Annotated in this window: 28 protein-coding genes; all 28 read left to right on the plus strand. The window is 38.0% G+C overall.

Going from position 1 to position 13,554, the window contains the following annotated elements:
* Window positions 1-6: 6 nt before the first annotated feature.
* Complete coding sequence (gene rpsJ / locus QHT84_RS11600; RefSeq protein WP_026710316.1) at window positions 7-312, plus strand: 30S ribosomal protein S10; 306 nt, start codon at window positions 7-9, stop codon at window positions 310-312.
* Between the two features lie 121 nt (window positions 313-433).
* Window positions 434-1,051 (plus strand): 50S ribosomal protein L3, encoded by a 618-nt coding sequence (rplC, locus tag QHT84_RS11605; RefSeq protein WP_283239736.1) that lies wholly within the window; start codon window positions 434-436, stop codon window positions 1,049-1,051.
* Entirely contained in the window at window positions 1,051-1,680 is a 630-nt protein-coding gene (gene rplD / locus QHT84_RS11610; RefSeq protein ID WP_283239737.1) for a 50S ribosomal protein L4, read from the plus strand. The genes rplC and rplD overlap by 1 nt, the downstream gene beginning before the upstream one ends.
* A gap of 7 nt (window positions 1,681-1,687) precedes the next feature.
* Window positions 1,688-1,978: a 50S ribosomal protein L23 gene (gene rplW / locus QHT84_RS11615; protein ID WP_283239738.1), complete on the plus strand. Its 291-nt coding sequence runs from the start codon at window positions 1,688-1,690 to the stop codon at window positions 1,976-1,978.
* A 5-nt stretch (window positions 1,979-1,983) separates the two neighbouring features.
* Entirely contained in the window at window positions 1,984-2,808 is an 825-nt protein-coding gene (gene rplB / locus QHT84_RS11620) for a 50S ribosomal protein L2 (protein ID WP_283239739.1), read from the plus strand.
* A 10-nt stretch (window positions 2,809-2,818) separates the two neighbouring features.
* The gene (gene rpsS / locus QHT84_RS11625; protein WP_007136562.1) at window positions 2,819-3,097 is read left to right on the plus strand and encodes a 30S ribosomal protein S19; all 279 of its coding nucleotides are present in this window, start codon (window positions 2,819-2,821) and stop codon (window positions 3,095-3,097) included.
* Window positions 3,098-3,103: 6 nt separating this feature from the next.
* Complete coding sequence (gene rplV / locus QHT84_RS11630; protein WP_283239740.1) at window positions 3,104-3,514, plus strand: 50S ribosomal protein L22; 411 nt, start codon at window positions 3,104-3,106, stop codon at window positions 3,512-3,514.
* An 8-nt stretch (window positions 3,515-3,522) separates the two neighbouring features.
* Window positions 3,523-4,269, plus strand: coding sequence for a 30S ribosomal protein S3 (gene rpsC / locus QHT84_RS11635; RefSeq protein WP_131476293.1), 747 nt, complete (start codon window positions 3,523-3,525; stop codon window positions 4,267-4,269).
* Window positions 4,270-4,288: 19 nt separating this feature from the next.
* Window positions 4,289-4,714 (plus strand): 50S ribosomal protein L16, encoded by a 426-nt coding sequence (gene rplP / locus QHT84_RS11640; protein ID WP_283239741.1) that lies wholly within the window; start codon window positions 4,289-4,291, stop codon window positions 4,712-4,714.
* Between the two features lie 13 nt (window positions 4,715-4,727).
* Window positions 4,728-4,919: a 50S ribosomal protein L29 gene (rpmC, locus tag QHT84_RS11645; protein WP_283239742.1), complete on the plus strand. Its 192-nt coding sequence runs from the start codon at window positions 4,728-4,730 to the stop codon at window positions 4,917-4,919.
* Between the two features lie 19 nt (window positions 4,920-4,938).
* Entirely contained in the window at window positions 4,939-5,196 is a 258-nt protein-coding gene (rpsQ, locus tag QHT84_RS11650) for a 30S ribosomal protein S17 (protein WP_283239743.1), read from the plus strand.
* A 2-nt stretch (window positions 5,197-5,198) separates the two neighbouring features.
* Window positions 5,199-5,567, plus strand: a complete 369-nt coding sequence (gene rplN, locus QHT84_RS11655; protein ID WP_007803649.1) for a 50S ribosomal protein L14 — start codon at window positions 5,199-5,201, stop codon at window positions 5,565-5,567.
* A gap of 11 nt (window positions 5,568-5,578) precedes the next feature.
* Window positions 5,579-5,893, plus strand: coding sequence for a 50S ribosomal protein L24 (gene rplX / locus QHT84_RS11660; RefSeq protein ID WP_283239744.1), 315 nt, complete (start codon window positions 5,579-5,581; stop codon window positions 5,891-5,893).
* Window positions 5,894-5,895: 2 nt separating this feature from the next.
* Entirely contained in the window at window positions 5,896-6,447 is a 552-nt protein-coding gene (gene rplE / locus QHT84_RS11665) for a 50S ribosomal protein L5 (RefSeq protein ID WP_283239745.1), read from the plus strand.
* 3 nt (window positions 6,448-6,450) lie between these two features.
* The gene (gene rpsN, locus QHT84_RS11670) at window positions 6,451-6,720 is read left to right on the plus strand and encodes a 30S ribosomal protein S14 (RefSeq protein WP_283239746.1); all 270 of its coding nucleotides are present in this window, start codon (window positions 6,451-6,453) and stop codon (window positions 6,718-6,720) included.
* A gap of 141 nt (window positions 6,721-6,861) precedes the next feature.
* Window positions 6,862-7,260 carry a 30S ribosomal protein S8 gene (gene rpsH, locus QHT84_RS11675; protein ID WP_283239747.1) on the plus strand — a complete coding sequence of 133 codons (399 nt, stop codon included), beginning with the start codon at window positions 6,862-6,864 and terminating at the stop codon, window positions 7,258-7,260.
* Window positions 7,261-7,274: 14 nt separating this feature from the next.
* Window positions 7,275-7,817: a 50S ribosomal protein L6 gene (rplF, locus tag QHT84_RS11680; RefSeq protein ID WP_283239748.1), complete on the plus strand. Its 543-nt coding sequence runs from the start codon at window positions 7,275-7,277 to the stop codon at window positions 7,815-7,817.
* 11 nt (window positions 7,818-7,828) lie between these two features.
* Complete coding sequence (gene rplR / locus QHT84_RS11685; protein WP_283239749.1) at window positions 7,829-8,182, plus strand: 50S ribosomal protein L18; 354 nt, start codon at window positions 7,829-7,831, stop codon at window positions 8,180-8,182.
* A gap of 3 nt (window positions 8,183-8,185) precedes the next feature.
* On the plus strand, window positions 8,186-8,710 hold the full coding sequence (gene rpsE, locus QHT84_RS11690; RefSeq protein WP_283239768.1) for a 30S ribosomal protein S5: 525 nt from the start codon (window positions 8,186-8,188) through the stop codon (window positions 8,708-8,710).
* A gap of 12 nt (window positions 8,711-8,722) precedes the next feature.
* The gene (rpmD, locus tag QHT84_RS11695) at window positions 8,723-8,905 is read left to right on the plus strand and encodes a 50S ribosomal protein L30 (protein WP_121312865.1); all 183 of its coding nucleotides are present in this window, start codon (window positions 8,723-8,725) and stop codon (window positions 8,903-8,905) included.
* Window positions 8,906-8,919: 14 nt separating this feature from the next.
* A complete protein-coding gene (gene rplO, locus QHT84_RS11700; protein WP_283239750.1) occupies window positions 8,920-9,372 on the plus strand; it encodes a 50S ribosomal protein L15 in 453 nt (150 codons plus the stop codon).
* 11 nt (window positions 9,373-9,383) lie between these two features.
* On the plus strand, window positions 9,384-10,727 hold the full coding sequence (secY, locus tag QHT84_RS11705; protein ID WP_283239751.1) for a preprotein translocase subunit SecY: 1,344 nt from the start codon (window positions 9,384-9,386) through the stop codon (window positions 10,725-10,727).
* Window positions 10,728-10,732: 5 nt separating this feature from the next.
* A complete protein-coding gene (gene infA / locus QHT84_RS11710; RefSeq protein ID WP_026725626.1) occupies window positions 10,733-10,948 on the plus strand; it encodes a translation initiation factor IF-1 in 216 nt (71 codons plus the stop codon).
* A gap of 10 nt (window positions 10,949-10,958) precedes the next feature.
* On the plus strand, window positions 10,959-11,075 hold the full coding sequence (gene ykgO, locus QHT84_RS11715) for a type B 50S ribosomal protein L36 (RefSeq protein ID WP_002987490.1): 117 nt from the start codon (window positions 10,959-10,961) through the stop codon (window positions 11,073-11,075).
* A 2-nt stretch (window positions 11,076-11,077) separates the two neighbouring features.
* Window positions 11,078-11,452, plus strand: coding sequence for a 30S ribosomal protein S13 (gene rpsM / locus QHT84_RS11720; RefSeq protein ID WP_283239752.1), 375 nt, complete (start codon window positions 11,078-11,080; stop codon window positions 11,450-11,452).
* A gap of 8 nt (window positions 11,453-11,460) precedes the next feature.
* Window positions 11,461-11,844 (plus strand): 30S ribosomal protein S11, encoded by a 384-nt coding sequence (gene rpsK, locus QHT84_RS11725; protein WP_133533891.1) that lies wholly within the window; start codon window positions 11,461-11,463, stop codon window positions 11,842-11,844.
* 81 nt (window positions 11,845-11,925) lie between these two features.
* Window positions 11,926-12,531 (plus strand): 30S ribosomal protein S4, encoded by a 606-nt coding sequence (gene rpsD / locus QHT84_RS11730; protein WP_283239753.1) that lies wholly within the window; start codon window positions 11,926-11,928, stop codon window positions 12,529-12,531.
* A gap of 21 nt (window positions 12,532-12,552) precedes the next feature.
* On the plus strand, window positions 12,553-13,545 hold the full coding sequence (locus tag QHT84_RS11735; protein WP_131476276.1) for a DNA-directed RNA polymerase subunit alpha: 993 nt from the start codon (window positions 12,553-12,555) through the stop codon (window positions 13,543-13,545).
* The last annotated feature ends 9 nt before the right edge of the window (window positions 13,546-13,554 follow it).

Genomic DNA, 13,554 nt, shown 5'->3' on the forward strand with positions numbered 1-13,554 from the left:
AACAAGATGAGTCAAAAAATCAGAATAAAATTGAAGTCTTACGATCATATGTTGGTTGATAAATCAGCTGAGAAAATCGTAAAAACTGTGAAAAGCACAGGTGCTGTTGTAACAGGTCCTATTCCGTTACCTACGCACAAAAAAATATTTACTGTATTGCGTTCTCCGCACGTAAACAAAAAAGCGAGAGAACAGTTTGAGGTAAGTTCATACAAAAGATTATTGGATATCTATAGTTCTTCTTCGAAAACTATCGATGCTTTAATGAAGCTTGAATTGCCAAGCGGCGTTGAAGTAGAAATCAAAGTGTGATCATAAAGAGTATCAAGTATTGAGTATTAAGTATTAAGATTTTGTCTTTGTACTTAATACTTAATTCTTAATACAGATTTTAAAAAAAAAGTAAACAAATAATAATTATAAATAGTTTAATATGTCTGGGTTAATTGGAAAAAAAATCGGCATGACAAGCATTTTCGATGAAAACGGGAAAAACATTCCTTGTACTGTAATCGAAGCTGGGCCTTGTGTCGTTACCCAAGTCAGAACCAAAGAGGTTGACGGGTATGAAGCTCTTCAACTTGGTTTCGATGACAAATCAGAAAAACACGCTACTAAAGCTGATTTAGGTCACTTTAAAAAAGCGGGTACTTCTGCTAAGAAAAAAGTCGTTGAATTCCAAGGATTTGAGGAAGCGTATAAGTTAGGTGATAACATCACCGTAGAGGTATTCAGCGAAGGAGAATTTGTTGATGTACAAGGTGTTTCAAAAGGGAAAGGCTTTCAAGGAGTTGTAAAACGTCACGGTTTTGGTGGTGTTGGACAAGCGACTCACGGTCAGCACAACCGTTTAAGAGCACCGGGATCTGTTGGAGCATCTTCTTATCCATCACGTGTATTCAAAGGAATGCGTATGGCAGGAAGAACGGGTGGTGATAATGTAAAAGTACAAAATCTTAGAGTTTTAAAAGTAGTGGCTGAAAAGAACCTACTTGTGGTAAAAGGAGCAATTCCTGGACACAAAAACTCTTACGTAATCATTCAGAAGTAATGGAAGTAAAAGTTTTAGATATCAACGGAAAAGATACCGGAAGAAAAGTGCAACTTTCTGACTCGGTATTCGGCATTGAGCCAAACAATCACGCAGTATATCTTGATGTTAAGCAATACTTAGCTAATCAAAGACAAGGTACTCACAAAGCCAAAGAGCGCAATGAAGTAACCGGTAGTACGCGCAAGATTAAAAAACAAAAAGGTACAGGAACTGCTCGTGCAGGATCCAAAAAGAGTCCTTTGTTTAAAGGGGGTGGAACGGTTTTCGGTCCAAGACCAAGAAGCTACTCATTCAAATTAAACAAAAGCTTAAAAAGATTAGCGCGCAAGTCGGCTTTCTCATTAAAAGCAAAAGAGTCTAATTTGGTGGTTGTAGAAGACTTCAATTTTGAAACGCCAAACACTAAAAATTTCATTAATGTTTTGAAAGCTTTAGGGTTAGAAAACAAAAAATCGTTGTTTGTGTTGGGTGATATAAATAAAAACGTATATTTGTCGTCACGCAATTTAAAGGCTTCTAGTGTTGTAACTAGTTCAGAATTAAGCACTTATGCCATTTTAAATGCAAATAATTTAGTGCTTTCTGAAGGTTCTTTAGAAGGAATTGTTGAAAATTTAAGCAAATAATCAGGTCATGAGTATCATAATTAAGCCTATAATCACAGAAAAAATCACCAAAGAAGGTGAGGTTTTCAACCGTTTTGGTTTTGTGGTTGACAGAAAAGCAAACAAAGTAGAAATCAAAAAAGCAGTTGAAGCTGCTTACGGTGTTTCTGTGGAGTCTGTGAATACGATGAACTACAGAGCTGATAGAACCACGAAATATACAAAAAGTGGTTTGATTACCGGAAAAACAAGTGCTTACAAAAAAGCAGTTGTACAAGTAAAAGAAGGAGAAACAATAGATTTTTATACTAATATCTAATACAAATGTCAGTTAGAAAATTAAAACCTATTACCCCGGGCCAGCGATTTAGAGTCGTGAATGGTTTTGACGCCATCACAACTGATAAGCCGGAACGCTCATTGTTAGCACCGATAAAAAGCTCAGGAGGTAGAAATAGTCAAGGAAAAATGACCATGCGTTATACAGGCGGTGGTCACAAACAAAGGTATCGTATTATTGATTTCAAAAGAACTAAAGTGGGAATTCCTGCGACAGTGAAATCAATCGAGTATGATCCAAACAGAACAGCGTTTATCGCGTTATTATGGTATGCTGACGGAGAGAAAACATATATTGTTGCTCAAAACGGTTTACAAGTAGGTCAAACTGTAGTGTCAGGAGAAAATGCAGCACCTGAAATCGGAAATACTTTGCCATTGAGCAAAATTCCTCTAGGAACTGTAATTTCTTGTATCGAGTTACGTCCGGGTCAAGGAGCGGTTATCGCTCGTTCTGCCGGTACATTTGCTCAATTAATGGCAAGAGACGGGAAATACGCTACTATTAAAATGCCGTCAGGAGAAACAAGATTAATCTTGTTGACGTGTTCAGCAACTATCGGAGCGGTTTCTAACTCTGATCACCAATTGATTGTATCTGGTAAAGCAGGTAGAAGCAGATGGTTAGGAAGAAGACCAAGAACAAGACCAGTAGCTATGAACCCGGTTGATCACCCAATGGGAGGTGGTGAAGGACGTTCATCTGGAGGTCACCCACGTTCTAGAAAAGGTTTACCAGCTAAAGGGTACAGAACTCGTTCTAAAGTTAACCCGAGCAACAAGTATATTGTAGAACGCAGAAAGAAATAATTAGATAGACATGGCACGTTCATTAAAAAAAGGACCATTCGTTCACTATAAATTAGATAAAAAAGTTCAGGAAAATATTGCCGGTGGTAATAAAGGTGTGGTTAAGACTTGGTCTCGCGCTTCTATGATTACTCCGGATTTCGTAGGACAAACTATCGCAGTTCACAATGGTCGTCAATTTGTTCCGGTGTATGTAACCGAGAACATGGTAGGACACAAATTAGGAGAGTTTTCACCAACAAGATCTTTTAGAGGTCATGCTGGAGCTAAAAATAAAGGTAAAAAATAAGAAGAAATGGGAGTTCGTAAAAGAGAAGCAGCAGACGCAAGAAAAGAGGCTAACAAGTCTTTGGCTTTTGCTAAATTGAATAACTGCCCTACTTCACCTAGAAAAATGCGCTTAGTAGCAGACTTGGTAAGAGGTCAGAAAGTGGAAAGAGCTTTAAATATTTTAAGATTTAGCTCAAAAGAAGCTTCACGCAAATTAGAAAAATTATTATTATCAGCCATCAACAACTGGGAACAGAAAAATGCTGAAGGTAATGTTGCGGAAGCAGGCTTATTCGTTAAAGAAATCCGTGTAGACGGCGGTATGATGTTGAAAAGACTTCGTCCGGCTCCACAAGGAAGAGCACACAGAATTAGAAAACGTTCTAACCACGTAACGATCGTGTTAGGACAATTAGATAACACACAAAGTAATTAATAAACAGTATGGGACAAAAGACAAATCCAATTGGAAATCGCCTTGGTATCATCAGAGGATGGGATTCAAACTGGTATGGTGGAAATGATTACGGTGACAAAATCGCCGAAGATTATAAAATCAGAAAGTACATCCACGCTCGTTTATCAAAAGCTAGTGTGTCAAAAGTAATCATCGAGAGAACTTTGAAACTTGTAACCGTTACTATCACTACGGCTCGTCCAGGTATCATCATTGGTAAAGGCGGTCAAGAGGTAGACAAGTTGAAAGAAGAACTTAAGAAAGTTACTGACAAAGAGGTTCAAATTAACATCTTTGAAATCAAAAGACCGGAGTTAGATGCTTATTTAGTTGCAACTAGCATCGCTCGTCAAATTGAGAGCCGTATTTCATACAGAAGAGCTATTAAAATGGCTATCGCTGCAGCAATGCGTATGAATGCAGAAGGGATCAAAGTTTTGATTTCAGGTCGTTTGAACGGAGCTGAAATGGCACGTTCAGAGCAATTCAAAGAAGGTAGAATTCCTCTATCAACTTTCAGAGCCGATATTGATTATGCTTTGGGTGAAGCGCATACTACTTACGGTAGAATGGGTATCAAAGTATGGATCATGAAAGGTGAGGTGTACGGAAAGAGAGATCTTTCTCCATTAGTAGGCATGGATAAAAAACAAGCCGGACAAGGTGGCGGAAAAAGTGATGCTCCACGTGGTGGAAAATCAAACGGTAAACCGGGCCCTCGTAAAAGAAAGTAAATTTTTAAAGTAAAGAAAAATGTTACAGCCTAAAAGAACAAAATACCGCAAGGTACAGAAGGGTAGAATGAAAGGTGTTTCTCAAAGAGGACACGAGCTTTCTAATGGAATGTTTGGAATTAAGTCAGTACATGAAACTGGAATGTTCTTAACTTCTCGTCAAATCGAAGCGGCTCGTATTGCAGCCACTCGTTATATGAAAAGAGAAGGACAATTATGGATCAAAATTTTCCCGGATAAACCAATCACCAAAAAGCCTCTTGAGGTTCGTATGGGTAAAGGAAAAGGAGCTGTTGAATATTGGGCAGCTGTTGTAAAACCGGGGAAAATCATGTTTGAAGTAGGCGGCGTTCCGCTTTCGGTTGCTAAAGAAGCGTTACGCTTGGCAGCCCAAAAACTTCCGGTAAAAACTAAGTTTGTCGTAGCTAGAGATTTCGAAGCATAATCTAAAAATTAGTATGAAACAATCAGAAATTATCAATCTTTCGGCAGCTGAATTACAAGCAAAACTTGTTGAGTTAAGAAAAGCGTATGCTGATTTGAAATCAGCTCACGCCATTTCCCCAATTGCTAATCCGCTACAAATCAGAAGCGCCAGAAGAGCAGTTGCCAGAGTTGCCTCTGAATTAACTAAAAGAGAGTTACAATAATTGTAAGCTAGCTGAAAAGATGGAAAAAAGAAATTTAAGAAAAGAAAGAATTGGTGTTGTTACGTCAAACAAAATGGATAAGTCTATTGTTGTTTCTCAAGTAACCAGAGTAAAACACCCATTATACGGTAAGTTCGTGTTGAAAACCAAAAAGTTTCACGCACACGACGAAACGAATGACTGTAACATTGGTGATACAGTACGAATCATGGAGACTCGTCCGTTAAGTAAAACCAAATGTTGGAGATTAGTTGAAATCATTGAAAGAGCTAAGTAATTATGGTACAACAGGAATCAAGATTAAAAGTAGCAGATAACACAGGAGCCAAAGAAGTTTTGACTATCCGTGTTTTAGGAGGAACGAAACGTCGTTATGCCTCTGTTGGAGATAAAATTGTAGTATCAATTAAAGATGCAACACCAAACGGAAACGTGAAAAAAGGTGCCGTATCTACTGCAGTTGTTGTACGTACCAAAAAAGAAGTGAGAAGAGCCGATGGTTCTTATATCCGTTTCGATGACAATGCTTGTGTTCTTTTGAATGCGGCAGGTGAAATGAGAGGAACTCGTGTTTTTGGTCCGGTTGCCAGAGAACTTCGTGAAAAACAATTCATGAAAATTGTATCATTAGCACCAGAAGTGCTTTAATTCGTAGTAAGATGATAAAGCTGAAAATAAAATCAGGAGACGTAGTAAAAGTAATTGCCGGTGACCACAAAGGGTCTGAAGGTAAAGTTTTGACCGTTGACCGTGAGAAGAACAAAGCAATCGTTGAAGGAGTAAACATGGTGTCTAAACACACGAAACCAAGTGCTAAAAATCCTCAAGGCGGAATTGTTAAGAAAGAAGCTCCTATTCATGTGTCTAACTTGGCTTTGATTGATCCAAAATCAAAAAAAGCGACTAAAGTTGGCATCAAAACAGAAGGAGATAAGAAAGTGAGATTTTCAAAAAAATCTAATCAAGTATTATAGTTATGGCTTATACACCCAGACTTAAACAAGAATATAAGGACAGAGTAATTGCTGCCCTTAAAGAAGAATTCGGTTATAAAAACGTAATGCAAGTTCCAAAATTGGAAAAAATCGTTTTAAGCCGTGGCGTTGGAGCAGCGGTATCCGATAAGAAATTAGTGGATTACGCTGTGGAAGAGTTAACCAAAGTTACAGGACAAAAAGCTGTAGCTACCATTTCTAAAAAAGACGTAGCGTCTTTCAAATTAAGAAAAGGTATGCCTATTGGTGCTAAAGTTACGCTTAGAGGAGAGAGAATGTATGAGTTCTTAGACAGATTGATTACATCATCTTTACCACGTGTAAGAGATTTTAACGGTATCAAAGCTACCGGTTTTGACGGAAGAGGAAATTACAACCTTGGTGTTACAGAACAAATCATTTTCCCTGAAATTGATATTGATAAAGTGAACAAAATCTCCGGATTGGATATCACTTTTGTAACTTCTGCAAAAACCGATAAAGAGGCAAAGTCACTATTGGCAGAATTAGGTTTACCTTTTAAAAAGAATTAAGACATGGCTAAAGAATCAATGAAAGCCCGTGAGGTGAAAAGAGCTAAAACGGTTGCAAAGTACGCTGAAAAAAGAAAGGCTTTATTAGAAGCCGGTGATTACGAAGCGCTACAAAAATTACCAAGAAATGCTTCTCCGGTTCGTTTACACAACCGTTGTAAATTAACAGGAAGACCTCGAGGATACATGAGACAATTTGGTATTTCGCGTGTTACTTTCCGTGAAATGGCAAACCAAGGATTAATCCCTGGAGTAAAAAAAGCCAGCTGGTAATAGTTGGAATTTCAGCAGATAATTGTACATTTGCCGGATTTTTGCCGGGAACCGTGCGATTATCTGCTTTAAGTTAGAGTTTAATGGCTTCAGGTTCAGCGAAATAGTTTCTCTGAAAACCGTTGCCGAAATTTAATAAATATGTATACAGATCCTATTGCAGATTTTTTGACTAGAATCAGAAATGCAGTGAGAGCCAACCACAAAGTGGTGGAAATTCCTGCTTCTAATTTGAAAAAAGAAATCACAAAAATTTTATTTGACCAAGGATACATCTTGAGTTACAAATTTGATGACAGTACTGTTCAAGGTACCATCAAAATCGCTTTGAAGTATGATAAAGATACCAAAGAGTCCGTAATCAGAGACATCCAAAGAATCAGTAAGCCGGGTTTACGTAAGTATGCCGGTGCTGCTAAATTACCTAGAATCCTTAACGGATTAGGGATTGCTATCGTTTCTACTTCTAAAGGTTTAATGACCGGAAAACAAGCGAAGCAATTAAATGTAGGTGGAGAAGTAATTTGTTACGTATACTAAAAAACAGTTAAGCAATGTCAAGAATAGGTAAAAATCCAATTTCAATTCCTGCAGGTGTAACTGTTGAAGTTAACGAAACTACAGTTACTGTAAAAGGAAAATTAGGTCAACTTTCACAAGATTACTCAGATGTAACCGTTAAAGTTGAAGAAGGTCAAATCATCGTTGAGAGATCTTCTGATTATAAAGATCAAAGAGCAAAACACGGACTTTACAGAGCCTTAATCAACAACATGATTGTAGGAGTGTCTGAAGGTTTTACAAAAGAATTAGAATTGGTAGGAGTAGGTTACAGAGCTTCTAACCAAGGTCAAAAATTAGATTTAGCATTAGGTTTTTCACACAACATCGTTCTGGAAGTAGCTCCTGAAGTAAAATTGGAAACGATTTCTGAAAAAGGGAAAAACCCAATCGTTAAATTAACATCCCACGACAAACAACTTTTAGGTTTAGTTTCTGCTAAAATCAGAGGCTTCCGTAAACCGGAACCTTACAAAGGAAAAGGAGTTAAGTTTGTTGGTGAAGTATTAAGAAGAAAAGCAGGTAAATCAGCGTAAAAATTAGCATTATGTCATTAACAAAAACTGAAAGAAGACAAAGAATTAAATTCAGAATCAGAAAGATTGTTAGCGGTACTGCTGCTAAACCAAGATTATCTGTTTTCAGAAGTAATAAAGAAATCTACGCACAACTTATCGATGATGTGAACGGAGTGACTTTATTAGCCGCTTCATCAAGAGATAAAGAAGCCAATTCAAAAGGAACGAGCGTAGAAGTAGCTGCTGAAGTTGGAAAACTGGTTGCTGAAAAAGCATTAAAAGCAGGTATTACTGAAGTAACTTTCGACAGAGGAGGTTATTTGTACCACGGTCGTATTAAATCATTAGCAGAAGGCGCAAGAGCCGCTGGACTTAAATTCTAATATATTATGTCTAAATACAAAAATGTAGAATTAGTAAAACCGAGCGGTCTTGAATTAAAGGATCGTTTGGTGAGTGTAAATCGTGTTACCAAAGTAACCAAAGGAGGAAGAGCTTTCGGTTTTTCTGCCATTGTAGTAGTTGGTGATGAGAATGGTGTGGTAGGTCACGGATTAGGAAAATCAAAAGACGTATCGGAAGCTATTGCTAAAGCAGTAGAAGATGCTAAGAAAAATTTGGTTAGAATTCCTTTGAGTGGTCAATCAGTACCACACGAACAAAAAGGGAAATTTGGTGGAGCAGCTGTATATTTAATGCCTGCATCTCACGGTACCGGAGTTATTGCCGGTGGTGCGGTACGTGCGGTATTAGAGTCAGTAGGAGTACACGACGTATTGTCTAAATCTCAAGGTTCATCAAACCCTCACAACGTGGTTAAAGCAACTTTTGATGCTTTATTACAAATGAGAAGTGCCGCTACTGTTGCCAAACAAAGAGGTATTTCTTTAGAGAAAGTTTTTAAAGGTTAATTCAAGGAAATTATGGCTAAATTATTAGTAAAACAAGTTAGAAGCAAAATCAACTGTCCTCTTACACAAAAAAGAGGATTAGAGGCTTTAGGTCTTCGTAAAATGGGACAAGTTGTGGAGCATGATTCAAATCCGGCTATCCTTGGAATGATAAATAAAGTTAAACACTTAGTTTCCGTTGAGGAAGTTAAATAATAAATCATCTAGTTATGAATTTAAGTAACTTACAACCGGCTGAAGGTTCAACACACAACCAAAATAAAAGAGTAGGTAGAGGAGAAGGTTCCGGAAAAGGGGGTACTGCGGCACGTGGTCACAAAGGAGCTAAATCTCGTTCAGGTTATTCTAAAAAGATTGGTTTTGAAGGAGGTCAAATGCCACTTCAAAGACGTGTACCTAAGTTTGGTTTCAAAAACATCAACCGTGTGGAATATCAAGGCGTAAACCTTGATACACTACAGGCATTGGTGGATAACGGTCAAGTAACAGATACGGTAGATTTTACAGTATTGGTGGAAAACCGTTTGGCTACTAAAAATGAGGTAGTAAAGATTTTAGGAAGAGGAGAATTAAAAGCTAAATTAAAAGTAACTGCTCACAAATTTACTGCAACTGCAAAAGCGGCTATCGAAGCTGCCGGAGGAGAAGCCGTAACATTATAATCTGAAAAACAATGAAGAAATTTTTTGAATCATTAAATAATGTTTGGAAAATAGAAGAACTTAAGAATAGAATCTTGGTTACGCTTGGTCTATTGTTAGTTTACCGTTTTGGAGCGCACGTTACTTTACCCGGAATTGATGCTACGCAATTAGAAAACTTAGCCGGCCAAACAGACAACGGTATTGGATCAATACTGGATATGTTTACCGGTGGAGCGTTCTCTAAAGCCTCGGTTTTCGCTTTGGGTATCATGCCTTACATCTCGGCTTCAATTGTTGTTCAGTTAATGGGTATTGCTATTCCGTACTTGCAAAAATTGCAAAAAGACGGCGAAAGCGGTAGAAAGAAATTGAATCAAATCACGCGTTGGTTAACCATCGCTATTACTTTGGTACAAGGTCCGGGTTATATCTATAACTTGTACAATACCTTGCCTCAAAATGCATTCCTGTTAGGATTCGATTCTTTCCAATTCCTTTTCTCTTCCGTATTGATTTTGACTACAGGTACTATTTTCGCCATGTGGTTAGGAGAGAAAATTACGGACAAAGGTATTGGTAACGGTATCTCCCTTTTAATTATGGTGGGTATCCTTGCCAGATTACCGCAAGCATTGTTTCAAGAATTTACTTCTAAAGTAACCAACAACAACGGTGGTCCGATGTTGCTAGTACTTGAAATCATTGTTTGGTTATTGGTAATTATAGCCTGTGTACTATTAGTAATGGCGGTTAGAAAAATTCCGGTGCAATACGCACGTCGTACCACAGCCGGGGATTTCGAACAAGATATGATGGGTGGTAACAGACAGTGGATTCCGTTAAAACTGAATTCTGCCGGAGTTATGCCAATCATCTTCGCACAAGCTATTATGTTTATTCCGGCCGCTTTAGCAGGGCTTTCAAAATCTGAAACGTCTCAGTCTATTGCCGGTACATTTAGTAATATGTTTGGTTTTTGGTACAATCTTGTATTTGCATTGTTGATTTTGATTTTTACATTCTTCTACACTGCAATTACAGTTCCGACCAACAAAATGGCCGATGATTTAAAAAGAAGCGGCGGCTTTATCCCGGGTGTGAAACCGGGTGTGGAAACAGCCGATTTCTTAGACAAAATCATGTCGCTTATAACATTCCCTGGCTCGTTATTTTTAGCTTTAATTGCTGTGTTCCCGGCAATTGTGGTTAGTCTTGATGTGCAACAATCTTGGGCAATGTTCTACGGTGGAACTTCACTTATCATCATGGTAGGTGTAGCCATTGATACGATTCAACAAATAAATTCTTATTTATTGAATAAACACTATGACGGATTGATGAAAAGTGGTAAAAATAGAAAAGCAGTAGCTTAATTTTTATGGCAAAACAATCAGCAATAGAACAAGACGGAACCATTATTGAAGCATTGTCCAATGCCATGTTTCGTGTGGAATTAGAAAACGGACACGTAGTAATTGCTCATATCTCAGGAAAGATGCGTATGCATTATATCAAATTGTTACCTGGTGACAAAGTGAAATTGGAAATGAGCCCTTACGATTTGTCTAAAGCAAGAATTACTTATAGATACTAAAGCTACTAATATGAAAGTAAGAGCATCAGTTAAAAAAAGAAGTGCCGAGTGCATTATCGTACGTCGCAAAGGCAGATTGTACGTGATTAATAAAAAGAATCCTAGATTTAAACAAAGACAAGGATAATTATGGCAAGAATAGCAGGGGTAGACATCCCAAAAAACAAAAGAGGAGTTATCGCTTTAACCTACATCTTCGGAATCGGTAAAAGCAGAGCTATTGAGATTTTAGAAAAAGCTCAAGTTAGCCAAGATAAAAAAGTTCAAGAGTGGAATGACGACGAAATCGGAGCGATTCGTGACGCTGTGTCATACTACAAAATTGAAGGTGAGCTTCGTTCAGAAGTGTCACTACACATCAAACGTTTAATGGATATCGGATGTTATAGAGGAATCCGTCACAGAGCTGGTCTTCCGCTAAGAGGACAAAGAACTAAGAACAACTCTAGAACAAGAAAAGGTAAAAGAAAAACTGTTGCTAACAAGAAAAAAGCAACTAAATAATAAATAGTATGGCTAAAACAACTGCAAAAAAACGTAAAGTTATCGTTGAGTCAACAGGTGAAGCTCATATTAATGCAACCTTCAACAACATCATCATTTCGTTAACTAACAAAAAAGGTGAAGTTATCTCTTGGTCTTCTGCCGGTAAAATGGGATTCAGAGGTTCTAAAAAGAACACTCCGTATGCCGCACAAATGGCCGCTGAAGATTGTGGGAAAGTGGCGTTAGAAGCTGGACTTAAAAAAGTAAAAGTGTATGTGAAAGGACCGGGGAACGGGCGTGAGTCTGCTATCCGTTCTATCCACAACTCCGGAATTGAAGTTACCGAAATCATCGACGTAACTCCAATGCCGCACAACGGATGTCGTCCTCCTAAAAGACGAAGAGTATAATTTATAGTATAACCTAGACAGAACCCGGATTATCGAAGGATACGACCTGAATTCATAATCCCTGTCTTAAAACAATGTAAAATGGCAAGATATACTGGTCCTAGTACAAAAATCGCCCGTAAATTCGGCGAAGCAATCTTCGGAGACGATAAAGCCTTCGAAAAAAGAAATTACCCTCCGGGACAACACGGAATGGCAAAAAAACGCGGTAAAAAATCCGAGTATGCCGTTCAGTTGATGGAGAAACAAAAAGCAAAATACACCTATGGTGTTTTAGAGCGTCAATTCCGTAAAATGTACGAGAAAGCAGCTGCCTCTCACGGGGTAACCGGTGAAATCTTGTTACAATTATGCGAAGCGCGTTTAGACAACGTAGTGTACAGAATGGGTATCGCTCCGTCAAGAAGAGCCGCTCGTCAAATTGTTTCGCACCGTCACATTACCGTTAACGGAGAAGTAGTTAACATTCCTTCTTATCACTTAAAAGCCGGTGATAAAGTGGCTGTTCGTGAAAAATCTAAATCTGTTGAAGCTATCGAGCGTTCTTTGGCTAATTCTTCTCACGTATATGAGTGGATTACTTGGAACAACGATACTAAAGAAGGAACTTTCGTTTCTGTACCGCAAAGACTTCAGATTCCTGAAAATATCAAAGAACAATTAATCGTAGAGTTGTACAACAAATAATAATTGACAGTAGTCTAAATTATGGCAATATTTAATTTTCAGAAGCCCGATAAAGTTATCATGATCGATTCCACCGATTTTGAAGGTAAGTTTGAATTCAGACCTTTAGAACCGGGATACGGATTGACCGTTGGTAATGCACTAAGAAGAGTTTTACTTTCTGCGTTAGAAGGTTATGCCATCACTTCGGTTCGTATCGAAGGTGTAGAGCATGAGTTTTCTACCATTTCCGGTGTAGTTGAGGATGTGACTGAAATTATCCTAAATCTAAAACAAGTACGTTTCAAACGTCAAATTGAAGATGTAGATAATGAAACAGTATCCATCTCCATCTCCGGAAAAGACCAAATTACCGCCGGTGATTTTCAAAAATTCATCTCCGGTTTCCAGGTGTTAAACCCGGAATTGGTCATCTGCAACTTAGACAGTAAAGTGAATCTGAACATGGAATTAACCATCGAGAAAGGTCGTGGTTACGTTCCTGCAGAAGAGAACAAAAAACAAAACGCAGCTATCGGTACCATTTTTACAGACTCTATCTTTACTCCGGTAAAAAATGTAAAATACGCTATCGAGAACTTCCGTGTAGAGCAAAAAACCGATTACGAAAAATTAGTTTTCGAAATCAAAACTGACGGTTCTATCAACCCGAAAGATGCTTTAACTGAAGCTGCTAAAGTTTTAATTCACCACTTCATGTTGTTCTCCGATGAGAGAATAACACTAGAGGCTGACGAAATCGCTCAAACAGAATCTTACGACGAAGAATCATTACACATGAGACAACTGTTGAAAACCAAATTGGTCGATATGGACTTGTCAGTAAGAGCCTTAAACTGTTTGAAAGCAGCCGAAGTTGACACACTCGGAGATCTTGTATCTTTCAACAAAAACGACTTAATGAAGTTCCGTAATTTCGGTAAAAAATCACTAACCGAACTAGACGAGTTGGTGGCTAATAAAAACCTGACTTTCGGAATGGACTTGAGCAAATATAAACTAGATAAAGAATAAATTACTTCA

Origin of the sequence: Flavobacterium sedimenticola (assembly GCF_030053345.1) — a bacterium.
Taxonomy (GTDB): domain Bacteria; phylum Bacteroidota; class Bacteroidia; order Flavobacteriales; family Flavobacteriaceae; genus Flavobacterium; species Flavobacterium sedimenticola.

Excerpts from the sequence above, each read along its gene's own strand:
- secY (WP_283239751.1), top strand. The coding sequence starts at position 9,384 with ATGAAGAAATTTTTTGAATCATTAAATAATGTTTGGAAAATAGAAGAA.
- rplN (WP_007803649.1), top strand. The coding sequence starts at position 5,199 with ATGGTACAACAGGAATCAAGATTAAAAGTAGCAGATAACACAGGAGCC.
- rpsN (WP_283239746.1), top strand. The coding sequence starts at position 6,451 with ATGGCTAAAGAATCAATGAAAGCCCGTGAGGTGAAAAGAGCTAAAACG.
- rplP (WP_283239741.1), top strand. The coding sequence starts at position 4,289 with ATGTTACAGCCTAAAAGAACAAAATACCGCAAGGTACAGAAGGGTAGA.
- rpsC (WP_131476293.1), top strand. The coding sequence starts at position 3,523 with ATGGGACAAAAGACAAATCCAATTGGAAATCGCCTTGGTATCATCAGA.
- rpmD (WP_121312865.1), top strand. The coding sequence starts at position 8,723 with ATGGCTAAATTATTAGTAAAACAAGTTAGAAGCAAAATCAACTGTCCT.
- QHT84_RS11735 (WP_131476276.1), top strand. The coding sequence starts at position 12,553 with ATGGCAATATTTAATTTTCAGAAGCCCGATAAAGTTATCATGATCGAT.
- rplO (WP_283239750.1), top strand. The coding sequence starts at position 8,920 with ATGAATTTAAGTAACTTACAACCGGCTGAAGGTTCAACACACAACCAA.
- rplD (WP_283239737.1), top strand. The coding sequence starts at position 1,051 with ATGGAAGTAAAAGTTTTAGATATCAACGGAAAAGATACCGGAAGAAAA.
- rplW (WP_283239738.1), top strand. The coding sequence starts at position 1,688 with ATGAGTATCATAATTAAGCCTATAATCACAGAAAAAATCACCAAAGAA.
- rpsQ (WP_283239743.1), top strand. The coding sequence starts at position 4,939 with ATGGAAAAAAGAAATTTAAGAAAAGAAAGAATTGGTGTTGTTACGTCA.
- rpsH (WP_283239747.1), top strand. The coding sequence starts at position 6,862 with ATGTATACAGATCCTATTGCAGATTTTTTGACTAGAATCAGAAATGCA.
- rpsS (WP_007136562.1), top strand. The coding sequence starts at position 2,819 with ATGGCACGTTCATTAAAAAAAGGACCATTCGTTCACTATAAATTAGAT.
- rplX (WP_283239744.1), top strand. The coding sequence starts at position 5,579 with ATGATAAAGCTGAAAATAAAATCAGGAGACGTAGTAAAAGTAATTGCC.
- rpsJ (WP_026710316.1), top strand. The coding sequence starts at position 7 with ATGAGTCAAAAAATCAGAATAAAATTGAAGTCTTACGATCATATGTTG.
- rplB (WP_283239739.1), top strand. The coding sequence starts at position 1,984 with ATGTCAGTTAGAAAATTAAAACCTATTACCCCGGGCCAGCGATTTAGA.
- rpsM (WP_283239752.1), top strand. The coding sequence starts at position 11,078 with ATGGCAAGAATAGCAGGGGTAGACATCCCAAAAAACAAAAGAGGAGTT.
- rplE (WP_283239745.1), top strand. The coding sequence starts at position 5,896 with ATGGCTTATACACCCAGACTTAAACAAGAATATAAGGACAGAGTAATT.
- infA (WP_026725626.1), top strand. The coding sequence starts at position 10,733 with ATGGCAAAACAATCAGCAATAGAACAAGACGGAACCATTATTGAAGCA.
- rplF (WP_283239748.1), top strand. The coding sequence starts at position 7,275 with ATGTCAAGAATAGGTAAAAATCCAATTTCAATTCCTGCAGGTGTAACT.
- rplV (WP_283239740.1), top strand. The coding sequence starts at position 3,104 with ATGGGAGTTCGTAAAAGAGAAGCAGCAGACGCAAGAAAAGAGGCTAAC.
- rplR (WP_283239749.1), top strand. The coding sequence starts at position 7,829 with ATGTCATTAACAAAAACTGAAAGAAGACAAAGAATTAAATTCAGAATC.
- ykgO (WP_002987490.1), top strand. The coding sequence starts at position 10,959 with ATGAAAGTAAGAGCATCAGTTAAAAAAAGAAGTGCCGAGTGCATTATC.
- rplC (WP_283239736.1), top strand. The coding sequence starts at position 434 with ATGTCTGGGTTAATTGGAAAAAAAATCGGCATGACAAGCATTTTCGAT.
- rpsK (WP_133533891.1), top strand. The coding sequence starts at position 11,461 with ATGGCTAAAACAACTGCAAAAAAACGTAAAGTTATCGTTGAGTCAACA.
- rpsD (WP_283239753.1), top strand. The coding sequence starts at position 11,926 with ATGGCAAGATATACTGGTCCTAGTACAAAAATCGCCCGTAAATTCGGC.
- rpmC (WP_283239742.1), top strand. The coding sequence starts at position 4,728 with ATGAAACAATCAGAAATTATCAATCTTTCGGCAGCTGAATTACAAGCA.